Source organism: Bacillus sp. NH11B, assembly GCF_001884205.1.
GTDB lineage: Bacteria > Bacillota > Bacilli > Bacillales > Bacillaceae_G > Bacillus_A > Bacillus_A proteolyticus.
In genome coordinates this window covers 1-19,208 of the sequence record NZ_MAOG01000053.1, presented here as the reverse complement: position 1 = coordinate 19,208, position 19,208 = coordinate 1, and the positions used below count along the sequence as shown (strand labels likewise).

The 19,208-nt window shown below is 37.5% G+C and carries 21 protein-coding genes and 2 other annotated features (1 of these 23 running past the window's edge); all 21 genes read right to left on the bottom strand.

Features of this window, described 5'->3' with window-relative positions:
* Positions 1–35 (bottom strand) — a sequence feature (ribosomal protein L10 leader region); it reaches 110 nt to the left of the window's first position.
* A gap of 49 nt (positions 36–84) precedes the next feature.
* Complete coding sequence (gene rplA / locus BAU27_RS08650) at positions 85–777, bottom strand: 50S ribosomal protein L1 (protein WP_002074134.1); 693 nt, start codon at positions 775–777, stop codon at positions 85–87.
* 179 nt (positions 778–956) lie between these two features.
* Positions 957–1,382 carry a 50S ribosomal protein L11 gene (gene rplK, locus BAU27_RS08645; RefSeq protein WP_001085872.1) on the bottom strand — a complete coding sequence of 142 codons (426 nt, stop codon included), beginning with the start codon at positions 1,380–1,382 and terminating at the stop codon, positions 957–959.
* Positions 1,383–1,549: 167 nt separating this feature from the next.
* Positions 1,550–2,083: a transcription termination/antitermination protein NusG gene (nusG, locus tag BAU27_RS08640; protein ID WP_000415796.1), complete on the bottom strand. Its 534-nt coding sequence runs from the start codon at positions 2,081–2,083 to the stop codon at positions 1,550–1,552.
* A 131-nt stretch (positions 2,084–2,214) separates the two neighbouring features.
* Positions 2,215–2,394 (bottom strand): preprotein translocase subunit SecE, encoded by a 180-nt coding sequence (gene secE / locus BAU27_RS08635; RefSeq protein ID WP_001241321.1) that lies wholly within the window; start codon positions 2,392–2,394, stop codon positions 2,215–2,217.
* A gap of 32 nt (positions 2,395–2,426) precedes the next feature.
* Positions 2,427–2,573, bottom strand: a complete 147-nt coding sequence (gene rpmG, locus BAU27_RS08630; protein ID WP_012260172.1) for a 50S ribosomal protein L33 — start codon at positions 2,571–2,573, stop codon at positions 2,427–2,429.
* Between the two features lie 130 nt (positions 2,574–2,703).
* The gene (locus BAU27_RS08625) at positions 2,704–3,363 is read right to left on the bottom strand and encodes an RNA polymerase factor sigma-70 (protein WP_000387197.1); all 660 of its coding nucleotides are present in this window, start codon (positions 3,361–3,363) and stop codon (positions 2,704–2,706) included.
* Positions 3,364–3,430: 67 nt separating this feature from the next.
* Entirely contained in the window at positions 3,431–3,943 is a 513-nt protein-coding gene (locus tag BAU27_RS08620; RefSeq protein ID WP_071747343.1) for an NYN domain-containing protein, read from the bottom strand.
* A 3-nt stretch (positions 3,944–3,946) separates the two neighbouring features.
* On the bottom strand, positions 3,947–4,690 hold the full coding sequence (gene rlmB / locus BAU27_RS08615) for a 23S rRNA (guanosine(2251)-2'-O)-methyltransferase RlmB (RefSeq protein WP_071747344.1): 744 nt from the start codon (positions 4,688–4,690) through the stop codon (positions 3,947–3,949).
* Positions 4,687–5,094 (bottom strand): Mini-ribonuclease 3, encoded by a 408-nt coding sequence (locus tag BAU27_RS08610; RefSeq protein WP_000564269.1) that lies wholly within the window; start codon positions 5,092–5,094, stop codon positions 4,687–4,689. Before BAU27_RS08610 ends, rlmB begins: the two co-directional genes overlap by 4 nt.
* Before the next feature lie 2 nt (positions 5,095–5,096).
* Positions 5,097–6,494 carry a cysteine--tRNA ligase gene (cysS, locus tag BAU27_RS08605; RefSeq protein ID WP_071770663.1) on the bottom strand — a complete coding sequence of 466 codons (1,398 nt, stop codon included), beginning with the start codon at positions 6,492–6,494 and terminating at the stop codon, positions 5,097–5,099.
* On the bottom strand, positions 6,475–7,140 hold the full coding sequence (gene cysE / locus BAU27_RS08600) for a serine O-acetyltransferase (RefSeq protein WP_002113299.1): 666 nt from the start codon (positions 7,138–7,140) through the stop codon (positions 6,475–6,477). Before cysE ends, cysS begins: the two co-directional genes overlap by 20 nt.
* 147 nt (positions 7,141–7,287) lie before the next feature.
* Positions 7,288–7,533: a binding site (T-box leader), on the bottom strand.
* 47 nt (positions 7,534–7,580) lie between these two features.
* On the bottom strand, positions 7,581–9,038 hold the full coding sequence (gene gltX, locus BAU27_RS08595; protein ID WP_071770662.1) for a glutamate--tRNA ligase: 1,458 nt from the start codon (positions 9,036–9,038) through the stop codon (positions 7,581–7,583).
* An 89-nt stretch (positions 9,039–9,127) separates the two neighbouring features.
* Positions 9,128–9,604, bottom strand: coding sequence for a 2-C-methyl-D-erythritol 2,4-cyclodiphosphate synthase (gene ispF / locus BAU27_RS08590; RefSeq protein ID WP_071747347.1), 477 nt, complete (start codon positions 9,602–9,604; stop codon positions 9,128–9,130).
* Between the two features lie 113 nt (positions 9,605–9,717).
* The gene (gene ispD, locus BAU27_RS08585; protein WP_071747348.1) at positions 9,718–10,398 is read right to left on the bottom strand and encodes a 2-C-methyl-D-erythritol 4-phosphate cytidylyltransferase; all 681 of its coding nucleotides are present in this window, start codon (positions 10,396–10,398) and stop codon (positions 9,718–9,720) included.
* Positions 10,399–10,414: 16 nt separating this feature from the next.
* The gene (locus BAU27_RS08580) at positions 10,415–11,518 is read right to left on the bottom strand and encodes a PIN/TRAM domain-containing protein (protein ID WP_071747349.1); all 1,104 of its coding nucleotides are present in this window, start codon (positions 11,516–11,518) and stop codon (positions 10,415–10,417) included.
* Positions 11,519–11,678: 160 nt separating this feature from the next.
* A complete protein-coding gene (gene disA, locus BAU27_RS08575; RefSeq protein WP_071747350.1) occupies positions 11,679–12,752 on the bottom strand; it encodes a DNA integrity scanning diadenylate cyclase DisA in 1,074 nt (357 codons plus the stop codon).
* A 3-nt stretch (positions 12,753–12,755) separates the two neighbouring features.
* Positions 12,756–14,132, bottom strand: a complete 1,377-nt coding sequence (gene radA / locus BAU27_RS08570; protein ID WP_071747351.1) for a DNA repair protein RadA — start codon at positions 14,130–14,132, stop codon at positions 12,756–12,758.
* Between the two features lie 95 nt (positions 14,133–14,227).
* Positions 14,228–16,663: an ATP-dependent protease ATP-binding subunit ClpC gene (gene clpC, locus BAU27_RS08565; protein WP_071747352.1), complete on the bottom strand. Its 2,436-nt coding sequence runs from the start codon at positions 16,661–16,663 to the stop codon at positions 14,228–14,230.
* Positions 16,664–16,685: 22 nt separating this feature from the next.
* Positions 16,686–17,750, bottom strand: a complete 1,065-nt coding sequence (mcsB, locus tag BAU27_RS08560) for a protein-arginine kinase McsB (protein ID WP_071770661.1) — start codon at positions 17,748–17,750, stop codon at positions 16,686–16,688.
* Between the two features lie 4 nt (positions 17,751–17,754).
* On the bottom strand, positions 17,755–18,303 hold the full coding sequence (gene mcsA / locus BAU27_RS08555) for a protein-arginine kinase activator protein McsA (protein ID WP_071770660.1): 549 nt from the start codon (positions 18,301–18,303) through the stop codon (positions 17,755–17,757).
* 168 nt (positions 18,304–18,471) lie between these two features.
* The gene (ctsR, locus tag BAU27_RS08550) at positions 18,472–18,933 is read right to left on the bottom strand and encodes a transcriptional regulator CtsR (RefSeq protein ID WP_001244553.1); all 462 of its coding nucleotides are present in this window, start codon (positions 18,931–18,933) and stop codon (positions 18,472–18,474) included.
* Between the last annotated feature and the right edge of the window lie 275 nt (positions 18,934–19,208).

The following is a 19,208-nucleotide window of genomic DNA, read 5'->3' as shown; positions in this document are numbered from 1 at the left end:
ACACCTACTGTCTACGGTACACTATTTAAATTCACAACATAAATAATTATATTAAAACTTCTTTATGAAGTCAACTTCCAATTTTTACGCAAGTGTAGAAACGTCTACGCGTACGCCAGGTCCCATTGTAGAAGCAACAGTTGCATTCTTCATGTAAGTACCTTTTGCAGCAGCTGGCTTAGCTTTTTGTAGCGTGTCAGCAATTGTTTTGAAGTTTTCTACTAGTTTAGCATCTTCGAAAGATACTTTACCGATTGGAACGTGGATGTTACCAGCTTTATCAACGCGGTATTCAACTTTACCAGCTTTGATTTCGTTAACAGCTTTAGTTACATCGAAAGTAACTGTTCCAGTTTTAGGGTTTGGCATTAAACCTTTAGGTCCTAATACGCGACCAAGTTTACCAACTTCACCCATCATGTCAGGAGTTGCTACTACTACATCGAAATCGAACCAACCTTGTTGGATTTTACCGATGTAATCAGCATCGCCTACGAATTCAGCGCCAGCAGCTTCAGCTTCTTTTGCTTTTTCGCCTTTAGCGAATACTAATACACGTTGTACTTTACCAGTACCGTGTGGAAGAACAACTGCGCCACGAATTTGTTGGTCAGCTTTCTTAGGGTCAACGCCTAAACGGAATGCAGCTTCTACAGTTGCATCAAATTTAGCTGTGTTTGTTTTCTTTACTAATTCTACTGCTTCTGTTGCAGAGTAAGCAGCTGCACGATCAACAAGCTTCGCAGCTTCTACGTACTTTTTACCTCTTTTAGCCATTTTTATTTCCTCCTCGAATGTGGTTTTAGCGGAATAACCTCCCACGTTTACGCCTTTTTTTCAGGGTTAACCTGAGGATGCGCGCCATCCTTTTATTTAAAAAACGATAATCATTTACGATAATAAAGGTTGCGAATTGGAATTCCAGACCCGCAACCTTTTTTTAAAAACAAATCGAATTAGTCTTCGATAACGATGCCCATACTGCGTGCAGTACCTTCAACCATACGCATTGCAGCTTCTACGCTAGCAGCGTTTAGGTCAGGCATTTTAGTTTCAGCGATTTCGCGTACTTTATCACGCTTAACAGTTGCCACTTTATTACGGTTTGGTTCACCAGAACCAGACTCAATACCAGCTACTTTCTTAAGAAGAACAGCAGCAGGAGGAGTTTTAGTAATGAAAGTGAATGAACGGTCCTCAAATACCGTAATTTCAACAGGGATGATAAGACCAGCTTGATCCGCTGTACGAGCGTTAAACTCTTTACAGAAGCCCATGATGTTAACACCTGCTTGTCCTAATGCTGGACCAACTGGTGGAGCTGGGTTAGCTTTACCTGCAGGAATTTGAAGCTTTACCATTTTAATTACCTTTTTAGCCACGAGACACACCTCCTTAAGTCCGTGATGTGGTCAATTGGACAGTGATTTGCCCTCCCACGTCATATTTTATCTGTAACGATAAAATCTTTCAAAAAACGTCTCCGATAACGAAGACGTACTGACTTAAAAGATATTATCACTTTTTACAATTCATTTCAAGTTTCATTTTATAATTTTTCAATTTGATGGAAGTCAAGTTCAACTGGAGTCTCGCGACCAAACATGTCTACAAGCACACTAACTTTCTTCTTCTCCACATCAATTTCTTCAATAGCACCTGTATAATCTGCGAATGGACCCTCATTTACACGTACTGTCTCATGAAGTTCAAAGTCGAAATCAACCACTTCGTTGTCCATTCCCATATGTTTCATAATGGTAACAACTTCCTCTTCTAATAGAGGAGATGGTTTAGATCCAGAACCCGAAGAACCAACAAAACCTGTTACACCTGGTGTATTACGAACAACATACCAAGAGTCATCAGTCATGATTAGTTCCACTAACACGTAACCTGGGAACACTTTTCTTTTCATTAATTTTTCTTTACCATTTCTCATTTCTACTTCTACTTCTTCCGGGACAACAACACGGAAAATTTTATCTTGCATACCCATTGATTCTACACGTTTCTCTAGGTTTGCTTTTACTTTATTTTCATATCCAGAATAAGTATGGACAACATACCAACTTTTTTCCATTCATTTAGGACGAGCGTCCTTCCCTCCCTGACGTACATTTTTTTGCGCAAATGAAAAAACCCGTTCACCGGGCTTTTACACAGTTCTTATAAATAACATTATATCATGGATAAGTGCTTCTTATTCAAGAATTAACCAAGAATTAACCGAATTAAAGAAGAAATGCCCATATCAACTACTGCGAAGAAAATCGCAAAGAACACAACTGTAGCGATAACAGTCGCTGTTGAGCGGAGTAATTCATCTTTTTTAGGCCAACTTACTTTTTTCATTTCGCGACCTACATCGCCGAAAAAGTTCGTTAAACGCATCTACGGGACCTCCAGTTTATTATTTCAATTATTTATTTTGTTTCCTTGTGAACTGTATGCTTATTGCATGTTTTACAAAACTTCTTTATCTCAAGTCGCTCTACTGAGCTCGTATCTTTCATCGTAGAGTAGTTTCGATTTTTACACTCTTCACATGAGAGTACAACTTTTTTCCTCATTAGTTACACCAGCCTTGTAACGTTATGTCCCTAAAAATGTATCATACAACAAAAGACAATGTCAATGTCATGACTCTCACTCTCTTTACAAAAAGAAAACAGGTGAATTAATTTACACCTGCGGTATTTTCTATGAATTTAAATTTGTACTCTCTCTCATTTCCATATATCGTTCCAACTTCCTTTTCACACGCTGCAATGCATTATCAATGGATTTCACATGTCTGTTTAACTGTTCTGAAATTTCTTGATAGGAACGGCCATCTAAGTATAAAGAGAGTACTTTTCTTTCTAAATCGCTTAATAATTCAGATATTTTTGATTCTATGTCGGTATATTCTTCCTGACTTATAATCATTTCTTCAGGATCAGTTACTTTCGCTTCCGAAATAACATCTAACAGTGTTCGATCAGATTCCTCATCGTAAATCGGCTTATCTAAAGACACATACGAATTTAATGGAATATGTTTTTGCCTTGTTGCTGTTTTAATAGCGGTAATAATTTGTCGAGTGATACACAGTTCAGCAAATGCTTTGAACGAAGATAGCTTGTCCTCTTTATAATCACGAATAGCTTTAAACAATCCAATCATACCTTCTTGAACAATATCTTCTCGATCGGCACCCACTAAGAAATACGATCTTGATTTCGCGCGAACAAAGTTCTTATATTTGTGTATTAAATATTCTAGAGCGTCAGTATTACCTTTTCGAACTAACTCAACGATTGCCTCATCCTCTAAATCACGAAATGTAACGTCGCCTACACTTACGAAGCCTGCTTCCACCTTGATCCCTCCGACCGCTATTTATTTAGCAATATTATACAGTAAAAAGATAAAGAGCGTCAATGCTTCAACGCTCTCCTCTTCTTAATTTTTCTAACTTTTCTGTAATATCCTTACTAAATATCTTTCGCATGGCTGGTTGATTTTCTTTCGTGTCTTTCGTGCGTCTTCTTACTTGTTGCTCCATCGCTTGTACTTCTAACTCTAATTCACGCGCAGATTTCCGAAGGGCACCTTGCGCAAATATAACCCATTGTTCCGTATAATCAGAAGTCGCAACATATATTTGTGTATTAATATTTCTAAGCTCGATTGCAAGTTTCTCTATCTTTTCGTCCGCAGTTTGATTCTTACGCGTGAATATTACTTCCACCCGCGATTGTTTCATCTTTTTTTCAATTCCATGGACTGTATAGGCATCAAAGACTATCATTACTTTCGTTCCTGTATAACCTTGATAATCCGCCATCTTATCAATAAGCGCGTCTCTTGATGATTGCAAATCTACATCCCGTAGTTCCTTCAAGTCTCCCCAAGCCCCGATAATGTTGTAACCGTCAACGATTAAAATATCGTTCATTTTTTATTTACCAATTTCGTGACGTTTACGATATACCTCATACATTAACAAACTTGCGGCTACTGAAGCATTTAAGGATGTAACTTTACCAACCATTGGTAAAGTAATTAGGAAATCACATTTTTCACCAATAATACGACTCATACCTTTTCCTTCACTACCGATTACTAATCCGATTGGCATTTTACCATCTAAATTACGGTAATCTGTTTTCCCTTTGGCATCTGTACCAGCAATCCAAAGTCCACGTTCTTTTAATTCATCAATTGTACGAGATAAATTTGTTACACGCGCAACAGGAATATATTCAATTGCCCCAGTCGACGCTTTCGCAACTGACGCTGTAAGTCCTACTGCTCTTCTTTTCGGAATAATAATTCCATGAGCTCCCGTCGCATCAGCTGTACGCATAATAGAGCCTAGATTATGCGGATCTTCAATTTCATCTAAAATTAAGAAGAACGGATCTTCATTACGTTTTTCTGCTAGTTTAAATAAATCTTCTAGCTCAGCATATTGATATGCAGCTACTTGAGCAATTACACCTTGATGATTCCCCTCAACTAATTGATCTAATTTCTTCTTCGGTGCATGTTGCAAAATAACTTTATTTTCTTTCGCTAATGCCAGTACAATCTGTACTTGCCCTTTGGCAGCACCTTCTGCGATCCAAATTTTATTAATATCTCTCCCTGATCGTAACGCTTCAATTACAGGGTTACGTCCGATAATATATTCACTACTCATGATGATGTGCTCCCTTCCTTTTCTTCTAAAACAGCAATTGCCTTATATACAATTTCGTCTAATCTTTCACGATTATTTAATAAGTGATGATAACCGATTAGAGCTTCCAAAGCTGTACTATATCGGTATGTTTGTACATCCGTATTCTTCGGAACAGTACCCGAATTCGCATTGCGCCCTCTTCTTAGTACTGCCTCTTCTTCCTCTGTCAAAAATGCCGTCTCTAATAAATGATAAACAACTTTCGCCTGTGCTTTTGCCGAAACAAAGCTCGTCCCTAAGCGATGTAATTGATTAGGGCGAACTGTTCCTTTTTGAAGAAGGTGATAGCGGATATATTGTTCGTATACCGCATCACCCATATATGCTAACGCTAAGCTGTTCAATTGCTTTGCATCAATCATTTTTATCCTCTTTTCCATCTTGTACCTTGAGCGGTATCTTCTAAAATAATATTACGTTCTTTTAAATCATCACGAATTTGATCGGATAATGCGAAATCACGATTTTTACGAGCTTCAATACGCTTTTGGATAAGCGCCTCAATTTCTTCATCAAGTAATTCTTCTTGCGCTAATTCTAATCCTAAAATATCAAATAATGTTTCAAGTTGTTTCACGTATGCTCCAATTACAACTTTAGAAGTATGTTCTTCTAATAAATATTGATTTGCGTGATTTGCTACATTATATAATTCAGTAATCGCATTAGCCGTATTGAAATCATCATCCATTGCTTCTTCAAATGCAGCCTGGAATTTTTCCATTTCAGCTAACCATTTCTCATTATGATCTGTTAAATCTGCACTACTCTCCATACGATGCTTTAAATTACCGTAAGCTGTTTTAATTCTTTCTAGCCCATTATTCGTACTTTGTAATAACTCTTCGCTAAAGTTAATTGGATGACGGTAATGTACTGATAACATAAAGAATCTAATTAACTGCGGATCATATTGCTTAATAATATCGTGAACTAAAATAAAGTTTCCAAGTGACTTAGACATTTTCTCATTATCAATATTAATATATCCATTATGCATCCAGTAACGTGCAAATGTTTTTCCAGTCAACGCCTCAGACTGTGCGATTTCGTTTTCATGATGAGGGAATGCCAAGTCTTGACCACCAGCATGAATATCAATTGTATCCCCCAAATATTTACGCGCCATCGCTGAGCATTCAATATGCCATCCTGGGCGTCCTTTCCCCCATGGGCTTTCCCAGAAGATTTCTCCTTCTTTCGCAGCCTTCCATAAAGCAAAGTCAAGAGGGTCTTGTTTCTTTTCTCCTACTTCAATACGTGCACCGTGACGTAAGTCTGCGATTGGTTGATGCGATAATTTACCGTAACCCTCGAATTCTTTCGTTCTAAAGTACACATCACCTTCTGATTCATATGCATACCCTTTATTCACAAGTTCTTGAATAAATTCAATAATGATATCCATATTTTCCGTTACACGCGGATGAACCGTCGCATGTTTGCAACCTAGCGCTGTTACATCTTCAAAGTACGCTTCAACAAAACGATCAGCAATTGTCGGTACATCTTCACCTAATTCGTTTGCCGCCTTAATTAATTTATCATCCACGTCAGTAAAGTTAGATACATACTGCACTTCATATCCTTTATATTCTAAGTAACGACGTACTGTATCAAATACCATAGGTGGTCTTGCATTCCCAATGTGAATGTAGTTATACACTGTAGGTCCGCACACATACATCTTTACCTTATTTTCTTCTAATGGCATAAACTCTTCTTTTTGACGCGTTAACGTATTATAAATGTGAATAGTCATTTTTATCCTTCCTTTCTACCTTCACTTCAAGTTGCTTTCTCAATTTATCAAGTTCTGCTTCCATAACCTTTAATTTATCAAAAATCGGATCCGGAAGATCAGAATGATTTAATTCTTGACCAATCTTTACTCCATTTTGAATAACGACTCGGCCAGGTATACCTACAACTGTAGAATGCGCAGGAACTTCCTTTAACACGACAGATCCTGCTCCAATTTTAGAATTCTCTCCAACAGTGATAGAGCCTAGTACTTTAGCACCTGTTGCAATTAATACATTATCCTGAATTGTAGGGTGCCTCTTTCCTTTTTCTTTACCTGTACCACCTAATGTGACACCTTGATAAATTGTTACATTTTCGCCAATTTCACACGTTTCGCCAATCACAACCCCCATTCCATGATCAATGAAAAAACGACGACCAATAGTTGCTCCTGGATGAATCTCAATACCAGTAAAAAAACGACTAACCTGCGAAATCCAACGTGCCATAAAGAAAAAATTCCTTTTATAAAAAGCATGTGCAATTCGATGAGCCCAAACTGCATGTAATCCAGAGTAAGTTAAAATGACTTCGAAATAACTTCGTGCCGCTGGATCCTGTTCAAAAACGACTTCAATATCTTCCCGAAGCCTCTTAAACATCGATGTTCCCTCCCCTTTATGGGCTGCTTTTTTCGAGTGAACTAAATCCCCTAAATCCCCACTTACTCCTAAATCTTTATACAAGGGGATAAAACTTATACTCACACCCATTTACATGGTATAAAAAAAAGACGCCTCTGTCATATAGACAGAGACGCCTTATAAGCGCGGTTCCACTCTGTTTAGGCTAAAGAAGCCTCAAACTCATCCATGATAACGGTTTAAACCGCTTCTGTTTACTTTGCGCCCTAAGACGTTCCGCGAAATGCTTCGCTGTTCAACAGAAGACTCGAAGGGGCATTTCAAAAATCCGCTTATAAACCACTTCCAGCCTAAGGGTGGTTCTCTCTGTAAAAAGCCTGATTTTCTACTTCTCCTTCTCGTCGCTTTTCCTTATTAGATTTTAGGTATACTTATTATATTGCTAAACCTAGAAAATGTTAACCAATTACTTTTTGAATACGATTTAAAACTTTTTCTTTTCCAAGAAGAGCAATCGCATTAGGAAGTTCTGGACCATGTGTTTGTCCAGTAGTAGCAACACGGATTGGCATAAATAAGTTTTTACCTTTATGTCCTGTTTCCTTTTGAACTGCTTTAATAGCCGCCTTAACTGCTGCTGGCTCCATTGCTTCTAGAGCTTCTAATTGATTGGCAAATGTACGAAGTACTTCAGGTACTTGTTCACCTTTCAATACTTCTTGTCCTTCTTCTTCATGATCAACATGATCTTTAAAGAACATTTCAGAAAGCTCTACAATTTCAGCTCCAAAACTCATTTGGTCATGATATAAAGCAATTACATCACGAACCCAAACTTGTTCTTGTTCGCTTAAGTTTTCACCTACGCGGCCCGCTTTCACTAAATGCGGTAAGCTTAGTTCAACAACCGCATCTAAATTTTGCTTTTTCATATATTGGTTGTTCATCCATTTTAGTTTTTGAGAATCAAATAATGCAGGTGATTTTGATAAACGAGCTGCATCAAACATTTTGATAAACTCATCTTGAGAGAAAATTTCTTCTTCTCCTACTGGTGACCAACCTAATAGTGCAATAAAGTTAAAGATTGCTTCTGGAAGATACCCAAGCTCTTTATATTGCTCAATAAATTGAATAATAGATTCGTCACGCTTACTTAGCTTTTTACGGCTTTCATTTACAATTAAAGTCATATGACCGAATTGCGGGATATCCCAACCGAAAGCTTCATAAATCATCATTTGTTTTGGCGTGTTTGAAATATGATCATCACCACGAAGTACGTGTGTAATTTCCATTAAGTGATCATCTACTGCTACCGCAAAGTTATAAGTTGGAATTCCATCTTTTTTCACGATAACGAAATCGCCAAAATCATTTGAATGGAATGCAACTTCATCTTTTACGATATCTTTAAACGTGTAATCGCGATCAGTTGGTACACGGAAGCGAATGCTTGGAATGCGGCCTTCAGCCTCAAACTCTTTCATTTGCTCTTCAGTTAAATCACGGTGATTTCCTGCATAACGCGGTGTTTCACCACGAGCGATTTGACCTTCACGCTCTGCTTCTAGCTCTTCTTCTGTCATATAACATTTGTAAGCTAAACCACGCTCTAATAAATCTACATATAATTTTTTATAAAGATCTAAACGCTCTGTTTGACGATATGGTCCGAATTCACCACCAACATCAACACCTTCATCCCAGTCCATACCGAGCCATTTCAAGTATTTTAATTGGCTTTCTTCTCCACCAGCAACATTACGTTTTACATCAGTATCTTCAATACGAATAATAAACTTACCATCTTGATGACGAGCAAATAAATAATTAAATAATGCCGTACGCGCATTTCCGATATGTAAGTGTCCTGTTGGACTTGGCGCATAGCGCACTCTCACTTGCTTTTCCATAATTGGTACACCTTCCAATCTTAATGTCAACACATTCTATAATTGTACACCAAAAAAACGTGATTATCCATCTTACGAATTAAAAACCACTATTTTTTCTGTAATAAAACAACCGCTTGAGAAGCAATCCCTTCTTCTCTACCTGTAAATCCTAATTTTTCTGTTGTTGTTGCCTTTACATTAATATTATCAATAGACGTTTCTAATAGTTCACTAATGCGTTTACGCATACATTCAATATGCGGTGCCATTTTTGGCTTTTGGGCAATAATTGTACAATCTAGGTTCCCTAGCTCATAACCTTGTTCACGCACAAATTCCCAAACCTTTTGTAACAATACAGCTGAATCCGCATCTTTAAAGGCAGGATCTGTATCAGGAAAATGCTTTCCAATATCTCCTGCTGCAATTGCCCCTAGACATGCGTCAGCAATCGTATGTAACAATACATCTGCATCCGAGTGACCGATTAATCCTTTTTCATAAGGAATTGTAATTCCGCCGATAATTAACGGTCTACCTTCCGCAAATTCATGTACATCAAAACCTTGTCCAATTCGAAACATTCTTTACATCCTCCTCAGTCTAAACTACTTTATGAATTCTATATTATATTGCTATCCCTATAAAGAAAAGCTCGGCAACTGCCGAGCTTTTCTTTACTATAATACCATCACTTCTATTTCTTCTGAACATGAAGGAAACTTTCAGCAATTAGTAAATCCTCTGGAGTCGTCACTTTAATATTATAGTAACTCCCCTGTACTACGCCTACTTGCTTCCCGACACGTTCTACGAGACTTGCATCATCTGTACCAAGAAAACAACTTTGCTTTGCACTTCTATGGGCCTCTAATAAAAGAGGAACAGAAAATCCTTGCGGTGTTTGAACCGCTTGAAGCTGAGAACGTTCTACCGTTTCAACAACAACACCCTGTTCTACTTTCTTAATGGTATCCTTCACTGGCACCGCACAAATGGAAGCACCATATTTCTCTGCTGTAGTTAATACATCTTGTATCATTTTATTCGTTACGAACGGGCGCGCACCATCGTGTACGAGAACATACTCGACTCCGCTCACATGCTGAAGCGCATTATATACGCTATCTTGCCTTTCAGCCCCGCCTTGAATAAATTGCACCTGTTTTTCAACTGGGTACTTCTGCATTAACTCCTCAAAATACGGGCGTTCTTCTTCGTTAATTGCCATAATAATACTTTTGCATGCTCTATCTTTTTCAAAAGCACGTAATGTATGCACAATAATCGGCACTTCATTTATAAGTAAGAATAACTTATTTTTGTCAGCACCCATCCGTTTTCCTTGTCCCGCTGCTGGAATAATTAATGTATACATATTAATAATCCTCTACTTATAATGCTTTTTCTAATAATTTACGTTTGGCGAAAATCATACGACCAGCCGATGTTTGCAACACACTCGTAACAAGTACATTAAGTTGCGAGCCGACATATTCTCTACCGTCTTCTACTACAATCATCGTGCCATCATCTAAGTATGCAACACCTTGATTTTGTTCTTTACCGTCTTTCACAACATAAACACTTAATTCTTCACCAGGGAGTACAACTGGTTTAATTGCATTCGCTAAATCATTAATGTTTAACACAGTTACTCCTTGTAATTCAGAAACTTTATTTAAGTTGAAATCATTCGTTACTACAGTTCCACCAGTGACTTTCGCTAACTTTACAAGTTTGCTATCCACTTCTTGGATATCCTCGAAATCGCCTTCATAAATTTCTACCGGAATTGGCATCTCTTTTTGAATACGATTTAAAATGTCTAATCCTCTGCGACCACGATTACGCTTTAAAGCATCGGAAGAATCGGCAATATGCTGAAGCTCTTCTAATACGAATTGTGGAATCACAATTGTTCCTTCTAAAAATTTCGTTTGGCAAATATCAGCAATACGTCCATCAATAATTACACTCGTATCGAGAATTTTCCAATGAGTTGTAGATTTTTCTACCTCTGCCTCTTCGTTCTCGCTATTGTTTTTCTTCTTACCTCCGCGTTGGGGTAATGTAAATAACCCTAGCAATTCATTCCTCTTTTTAAATCCTACTTGGAATCCTAAATACCCAAGTAAAAGAGTAAAGAATACTTGCAACACTGTGCTAATAACTGGAATTGTAAATTCTCGAATTGGTATTAAAATTAAATATGCAACAATAAGACCAGAGATCAACCCTAATGTACCAAATAAAACATCTGCTACAGGCGCCTTTACAAGTGCCTCTTCAATATGCTTAATAAGTTGAACAATATAATCTACAAGCCAAAATGTTGTTAAAAATAAAATAATTGCACCAATAATTGCACGAACATACGATCCCTCCAATAAAGGAACAGCACCGATGTCTAATACATTAATAACTTTTGGGATTAAGTAAATCCCTAACGCTCCCCCGATCACTAAAAAGAAGAGCTGTACGATCCGTTTTAACATCCAACCACCTCCTACTCATTATTAACCATTGTTTTGCTAATCAAAACGCCGAATGCAAAAGCGGACGTGTTTTTTTGTAAATAGTTTTATTTACCAATATACCATATCATATACCAAAAATGTTCTAGTGTCGTTATATTATGGAATCAATGTAATATTCTTAATTGTGTCTACTCATATAGAGATGCTCTTGAATTCTTTTTAGGCCCTCTCGTATTTTCTTCGCCCTAACTTCCCCAATTCCTTCCACATCATCCAATTCATTAATAGTTGCACGACAAACACCTTGCAATGTTTTAAATCGATTAATTAAATTTTCAATGATAAGTGGTGGAACACGAGAAATTTTGCTTGTGATTCGGTATCCCCTCGGTGTCACACTTTCTTCTAAGCTCATTTGCCCTGGATAGCCAAGCAATTTAACTAAATCGCTATCCTCTAAAAGCTGTGTATTTGCAAGATCTTGTAACTTTTTCAAAATTTGATGGTGATCCTGCGTTTTTTCTTGATAATAATCCTTAATTAATAACGCTGCCTCTGCTTCTAAGTCGGCCAGTAATTCTGTAAGTTGTAAACGAATTAACCTTCCTTCCGTTCCTAACTCATGAATGTAGCTCAATATTTCATTTTTAATACGCAGTACCATTTCAACACTATGTAAAACGTGAACTACTTCGGACATTGTAACGACCTCTTCAAATTCTAGAATGCCCAAATTCGTTATCCCATCATTCCATACAGCTTTATATTTTTCTAACGTTTGAATAGCTTGGTTTGCTTTTGTTAAAATTACACCTATATCTTTTAGTGTATAACGTAAATTCCCTTGATATAGTGTAATTACGTTACGTCTTTGTGAAATAGCAACAACAAGGCTAGCCGTCTGCTTCGCTACACGCTCTGCCGTTCGGTGACGCATACCTGTTTCAATAGAATCAATGGATGGATCTGGAACTAATTGTGCATTTGCAATTAAAATTTTGCTCCCAGTTTCATTTAAAATAAGTGCTCCATCCATTTTTGCTAATTCATATAAACTAGCCGGTGAGAATGCACAATTAATGTGAAATCCTCCATCAACAATACTTTTAATCTGCTCATTATACCCAAGAACAATTAGCCCTCCAGTTTGCGCACGAAGTACGTTATCTATCCCTTCGCGTAGTGGTGTTCCCGGGGCAACAAGCTGTAGAATGTTAATCATACTTTTAACACGTTGCTTGTTTTCCTCCATAGCCTAGCCTCCTAATGTCAAACGAAGCGCTTCTCCTAAATTAGAAACACCTACTACCTCAATCCCATCTGGAATTGTCCATCCTCCCAAATTTTTTCTAGGAATAATAGCACGTTGAAATCCTAATTTCGCTGCTTCTTGTACACGTTGTTCAATTCTTGATACTCTTCTTATTTCTCCAGTTAGGCCTACTTCTCCTATTACCGCATCGGTTGGTGCAGTAGCTTTATCTCTGAAACTTGAAGCAATACTTAAGGCGACAGCTAAATCGATTGCTGGTTCATCTAATTTCAAGCCACCCGCAACTTTTAAATATGCGTCTTGATTTTGCAACAATAAACCTGTTCTTTTTTCTAGCACTGCCATAATAAGTGAAACGCGGTTATGATCAATTCCCGTCGCCATTCTTCGAGGATTCCCAAAACTAGTAGGGGAGATTAATGCTTGTATTTCTACTAAAACCGGTCTTGTTCCTTCCATTGAAGCGACCACTGTGGATCCTGCAACTCCAACTGGTCGTTCCTCAAGGAAAATTTCAGAAGGATTTAGTACTTCTGCAAGACCTAGTTCCTTCATTTCAAAGATACCCATTTCATTTGTGGAACCAAAACGGTTCTTCACAGCTCGCAAAATACGATATGTATGGTGACGATCTCCTTCAAAGTAAAGAACTGCATCAACCATATGTTCTAGCATACGTGGTCCTGCAATTGCCCCCTCTTTTGTCACATGTCCGACGATAAAAATAGGAATCCCTTTCGTCTTTGCAAGTTTCATTAATTCTGCTGTACATTCACGTACTTGTGCTACACTCCCTGGGGCTGACGTCACTTCAGGTAAATGTATCGTCTGAATGGAGTCAATAACAACAAAAGCTGGATTCATCTCTTCAATGTGCGCTGCAATTCGCTGTAAATCAGTCTCTGCTACAACAAATAGATTACTACCCTTTACATCCAAACGATCTGCACGAAGTTTAATCTGCTTTGCTGACTCCTCACCTGATATGTATAGTACATCATATGAAGAATCTGCTAATTGCGATGAAATTTGTAATAACAATGTTGATTTTCCAATCCCAGGGTCTCCACCAATAAGTACTAAGGACCCATCTACAATCCCACCACCGAGTACACGGTTAAACTCTTGGAATTTCGTTTCAATACGCGCCTCTGACTTTGTTTCTACTTCTGTTAGACGTCTTGGTTTTGTTACTTCTGATTGGATTGCATTGGCATAATTAAGGCGCCTTGATGATACAACCGGTTCCATCTCTTCAACAAGTGTATTCCATTGACCACATCCAGGACATTTCCCCATATATTTTGGTGACTGATAACCACATTCTTGACATGTAAACTTCGTTTTCTTTTTAGCCATATCTTTTTATAGTTCACTTCACTTTCATCTATAAACGTTTATCCTTCTCGTACAAGAAAGAGGGCTATCGCGTAGCCCTCTTTGTTTGTCTATACTTATTTTACCTTTTCCGCACTATGAATGACAAATGATTCTCCTTCTACATCAAAGATAACTTTTTGTCCTTTCTCAATAGCGCCTTTTAACAGTTCTTCTGACAGTCTATCTTCCACATGCTTCTGAATTGCCCTACGAAGTGGACGAGCACCGTATTCACGATCAAATCCTTTATCAGCAATCGCTGCAATCGCTCCTTCTGTTAGGTGTAATTCAATCTCTTGTTCTTTTAAGCGCTTCACTAACTGATTAACCATAAGTGTTACAATCTCTTGAATATGTTTTTTCTCAAGCATATGGAACACGATAATTTCATCAATACGGTTTAAGAATTCTGGACGGAATGCCTTTTTCAGTTCATCCATTACTTTACCTTTCATATCTGAATAATCGCGGCTCTCATCTTGTACGTTAAAGCCAAGATGTTTATTACGTTTTAACGCTTCTGCACCGACGTTAGACGTCATAATAACAATTGTATTACGGAAATCAACTGTACGCCCTTTAGAATCCGTTAAACGACCATCTTCTAATACTTGTAGTAAAATATTAAACACATCAGGATGAGCTTTCTCTACCTCATCTAATAGGACAACTGAATATGGCTTACGACGAACTTTCTCTGTTAATTGTCCACCTTCTTCATATCCAACATATCCTGGAGGAGATCCAACTAAACGAGAAGTAGAATGCTTCTCCATGTACTCAGACATATCGATACGAATCATCGCATCCTCATCACCGAACATAGATTCCGCTAACGCTCTTGCAAGTTCCGTTTTACCTACACCTGTTGGTCCTAAGAAAATAAATGAACCAATTGGGCGCTTCGGATCTTTTAATCCTGCTCTTGCACGACGAACAGCTTTTGCCACAGCTACGACTGCTTCATCTTGACCAATTAAACGATCATGTAAAATTGATTCTAAGTTTAATAATTTATCTGTCTCTGTTTGTGCAAGTTTAGAAACTGGGATACGTGTCCATGTGGAAACGACATTTGCAATGTCTTCTACTGTTACTTCTGAATTTTCTTTTCCTTGTTGCTCTTTCCACTGGCGTTTTGTATCTTCTAACTTTTCACGTAAACGTTGTTCCATATCACGTAAGGAAGCAGCTTTTTCAAATTCTTGACTTTGTACAGCTGCATCTTTTTCTTTTCTAATTTCCTCAAGCTTCACTTCAAGCTCTTTTAAGTTCGGCGGTGTTGTGTAAGAACGTAAACGTACTTTTGATGCAGCCTCATCAATTAAATCAATTGCTTTATCAGGTAAGAAACGATCTGTAATATAACGATCTGAAAGTTTTACAGCCGCATCGATTGCATCATCTGTAATAGATACACGGTGATGCGCCTCGTAACGATCACGTAAGCCTTTCAAAATTTGAATTGATTCCTCTAAACTCGGCTCATCAACATGGATTGGCTGAAAACGTCTCTCTAAAGCTGCGTCTTTTTCAATATATTTACGATATTCATCTAAAGTTGTCGCCCCAATACATTGCAATTCACCACGAGCTAAAGATGGTTTTAAAATATTTGACGCATCAATTGCACCCTCTGCTCCACCTGCACCAATTAATGTATGAAGCTCATCAATAAATAGAATAATATTGCCTGCTTGACGAATTTCATCCATCACTTTCTTTAAACGGTCTTCAAATTCACCACGATATTTTGTTCCAGCTACAACTGTCCCCATATCTAATGTCATAACACGCTTATCTCTTAAAGTTTCAGGAACTTCATTATTTACAATTTGCTGTGCTAATCCTTCTGCAATTGCTGTCTTACCTACACCAGGTTCTCCAATTAATACTGGATTGTTTTTTGTTCTACGGCTTAACACTTCAATTACACGTTGAATTTCTTTACTACGTCCAATAACAGGATCTAAACGATTTTCACGTGCAACAACTGTTAAGTCGCGTGCTAAACTGTCAAGTGTAGGTGTATTTGCATTTGTTGACGAACCGCCTTGGTGACCTGAACTAGCTTCGTTACTTCCAAGGAGTTGCAGTACTTGTTGCCTTGCCTTGTTTAGACTTACACCTAAATTGTTTAAAACACGTGCCGCTACCCCTTCACCTTCACGGATTAAACCAAGTAAAACATGTTCTGTTCCAACGTAGGAATGGCCCAGCTTACGCGCTTCATCCATAGACAACTCAATAACCTTTTTAGCACGAGGTGTGTAATGTACTGTTTGTGAAGCTTCTGTTCCACGCCCAATTAATGCTTCTACCTCTTTTTGAACTTTCTCTGGACTTAATCCAAGAGCAATTAACGCTTTTGCTGCAATCCCTTCGCCTTCGCGTACAAGCCCAAGTAAAATATGTTCTGTACCAATATTATTATGCCCAATGCGAATTGCTTCCTCTTGAGATAAAGCTAATACTTTCTGTGCTCGTTCTGTAAATCTTCCAAACATCATAGAAATCGCCTCCTACTTGCGCTTAGTTTTGTTCAATACGTAATCGCTCACGGATTAAGGTTGCTCTTCGGTAATCTCTTTCTTCTGGCCCTAAAGGCCCTCCTGCATATTGCTGCAAAATGCCTGGCTGAGTAAGGACCATTAACTCAGTCAAAATATTTCTTGATATCCCTTTTATATATCCTAGGTCAATACCAAGTCGTACATCTGATAAACAAGTAGCCGCTTCCGCTGATTGGATTAAACGACTATTGGAGAGTATACCGTAAGAACGATATACTTTATCTTCAAGCTCAATGCTCGAATTTTGTACGATTAATTCTCTAGCTATTTTTTCTTGTTGTATAATTTGTTGAATGACACTCTTTAAATCTGCAATAATATCTTCTTCTGCTTTACCTAGCGTCATTTGATTGGACACTTGAAATATATTACCTAACGCTTCGCTACCTTCACCGTATATTCCTCTTACTACTAGCCCTAATTTTTGAATTACCTGTATAATACGGTTAATCCTTTTCGTTAAAACGAGTCCCGGTAAATGAATCATTACAGAGGCCCTTAATCCTGTACCAACGTTAGTAGGACAACTCGTAATATATCCAAGTGATTCATCAAAAGCGTATTCAACCTCTTCCTCGATCCAATCATCTATTTGATTGGCACTCTGAAGCGCCTTTGATAACTGTAACCCTGAGAATAAGCACTGAATCCTAACGTGATCCTCTTCATTAAGCATGATACTAATATGTTCACTTTCTGATAGTAAACATGCTCCGTATTCTGTTCCTGCAAGATTCGGACTAATTAAATGCTTCTCAACTAAAACCCTCCTTTGAAGAGGATTTAATTCATTCATTTTTAATAGCTCAAACTTCCCAAAAGGTTCTACCGGTTTATTTACAAACTGCTTCTTAAATAATTCATGAATCTGTTTAGCTTCTTTCTCGTTTTGCATAGTAGAGAATTGATATTTTTTTAAATTACGAGCCAAACGAATTCGACTACTTAAAACAATATCAGAATCAGGGCCATCTCCCTTCATCCACGGACTAATTGCTTCGTTCATAATTCTGTCCAGTGACATAGAACTATTCCCCCTCTCTATGCTCACTAAGCTGATTTTCAAGACCTCGAATTTCATCTCGTATTTCAGCAGCTTTCTCAAACTCCTCTTTTTGTACAGATTGCTTCAGAGTGAGTTTTAGTTCATCTAATTCTTTCTTTAAGTGGATATTTCCTTCTATACGCTCTGGAATTTTTCCACAATGATCTGTATGTCCACCGTGTAGACGTTTTAATAATGGTTTTAAATGCTCTTTAAATGTATCGTAGCAAGAAGCACAACCAAAGCGTCCCACTTTTGTAAATTGTTCATATGTCATCTTACAATCTGGACATCTTAGTATATTTGTATTTGAAAATGTATTTTGTCCTTCTTCAAACATTGCTGATTCACCATGTAATAATCCAGCTAATAGTTCATTGAATGAAAAATTAGACTGCTGTGATTGAAAGAAAGACGTATAGCCACTTTGTTCTGCACATTGCTCACAAAGATGAACTTCCGCCTTTTTTTCGTTGATTACTTTTGTATAATGTAAAGTTGCTGGTCTTATATTACAATTTTGACAAGTCATCGCTATCCCCACCTTTACAACAGGAACGATCTATCTCATGATACTTTTCATACATTACTAGATTGTTCTCTTGCCTTAATCCATTTAATAAAAGCACATGTTGCCTTTCAAAATCTCTACAATATTAAACTGCATTATCTTAGTTATCATTTTTTACAAAAGTTATATTTATTTATATTTCAGTGTTCTTAACATTGCGCATAATATTCGAGCCCTAAGTTCATCTCGAGAAGGAACATCCATTAATAATACAGAACGATCTAGTACACTTAACATAAGTTTAGCTTCACGATTTGTTATGATGCCCTCTTCTATTAAACGTATAACCATACTTTCTGCATTTCCTTGTGCAACGCTATGATCAATCATATGAAGCATTTGATCAATAATGTCTATATCGTCATGCAGTTTGACTTTTATAATGCGAATGTAACCTCCTCCACCTCGTTTACTTTCTACTACGAATCCTCTTTCTAACGTAAAACGGGTATTGATTACATAGTTGATTTGAGACGGAACACAATCGAATCGATCCGCGATCTCATTCCTCTTGATTTCAATCACATTATTATTACTTAAGTCAATAACTTGCTTTAGATATTTCTCAATGATATCAGATATATTTCTCATTTATCCGCCACCTTTATTGACTTTGACTATCTTTGACTTTAATTATATACGTATTAAAAAAATTTGCAACTCTTTTGCTTATTCACTATCCTAGCCACATTTCACAATCTTTAATCAAAAGGACGATTCTTTAAGTAAAGATTTTTTAAATTACTATGAATTATAAAAGAAAACACGAAAAAACACGAGTCAAATGACTCGTGTTTTAGTTGCTTGGCGACGTCCTACTCTCACAGGGACAAGGTCCCAACTACCATCGGCGCTAGAGAGCTTAA

Coding starts and splice junctions, on each gene's coding strand:
- radA (WP_071747351.1), bottom strand. CDS start 14,132: ATGGCTAAAAAGAAAACGAAGTTTACATGTCAAGAATGTGGTTATCAG.
- disA (WP_071747350.1), bottom strand. CDS start 12,752: ATGGAGGAAAACAAGCAACGTGTTAAAAGTATGATTAACATTCTACAG.
- ctsR (WP_001244553.1), bottom strand. CDS start 18,933: ATGAGAAATATATCTGATATCATTGAGAAATATCTAAAGCAAGTTATT.
- cysS (WP_071770663.1), bottom strand. CDS start 6,494: ATGACTATTCACATTTATAATACGTTAACGCGTCAAAAAGAAGAGTTT.
- BAU27_RS08620 (WP_071747343.1), bottom strand. CDS start 3,943: ATGAACGATATTTTAATCGTTGACGGTTACAACATTATCGGGGCTTGG.
- BAU27_RS08610 (WP_000564269.1), bottom strand. CDS start 5,094: ATGATTGATGCAAAGCAATTGAACAGCTTAGCGTTAGCATATATGGGT.
- nusG (WP_000415796.1), bottom strand. CDS start 2,083: ATGGAAAAAAGTTGGTATGTTGTCCATACTTATTCTGGATATGAAAAT.
- clpC (WP_071747352.1), bottom strand. CDS start 16,663: ATGATGTTTGGAAGATTTACAGAACGAGCACAGAAAGTATTAGCTTTA.
- rplA (WP_002074134.1), bottom strand. CDS start 777: ATGGCTAAAAGAGGTAAAAAGTACGTAGAAGCTGCGAAGCTTGTTGAT.
- rlmB (WP_071747344.1), bottom strand. CDS start 4,690: ATGAGTAGTGAATATATTATCGGACGTAACCCTGTAATTGAAGCGTTA.
- mcsB (WP_071770661.1), bottom strand. CDS start 17,750: ATGTCACTGGACAGAATTATGAACGAAGCAATTAGTCCGTGGATGAAG.
- rpmG (WP_012260172.1), bottom strand. CDS start 2,573: ATGAGGAAAAAAGTTGTACTCTCATGTGAAGAGTGTAAAAATCGAAAC.
- gltX (WP_071770662.1), bottom strand. CDS start 9,038: ATGGAAAAGCAAGTGAGAGTGCGCTATGCGCCAAGTCCAACAGGACAC.
- ispF (WP_071747347.1), bottom strand. CDS start 9,604: ATGTTTCGAATTGGACAAGGTTTTGATGTACATGAATTTGCGGAAGGT.
- BAU27_RS08580 (WP_071747349.1), bottom strand. CDS start 11,518: ATGTTAAAACGGATCGTACAGCTCTTCTTTTTAGTGATCGGGGGAGCG.
- mcsA (WP_071770660.1), bottom strand. CDS start 18,303: ATGACTTGTCAAAATTGTAATATAAGACCAGCAACTTTACATTATACA.
- secE (WP_001241321.1), bottom strand. CDS start 2,394: ATGCGTTTAACGAACTTTTTCGGCGATGTAGGTCGCGAAATGAAAAAA.
- ispD (WP_071747348.1), bottom strand. CDS start 10,398: ATGTATACATTAATTATTCCAGCAGCGGGACAAGGAAAACGGATGGGT.
- cysE (WP_002113299.1), bottom strand. CDS start 7,140: ATGTTTAAGAGGCTTCGGGAAGATATTGAAGTCGTTTTTGAACAGGAT.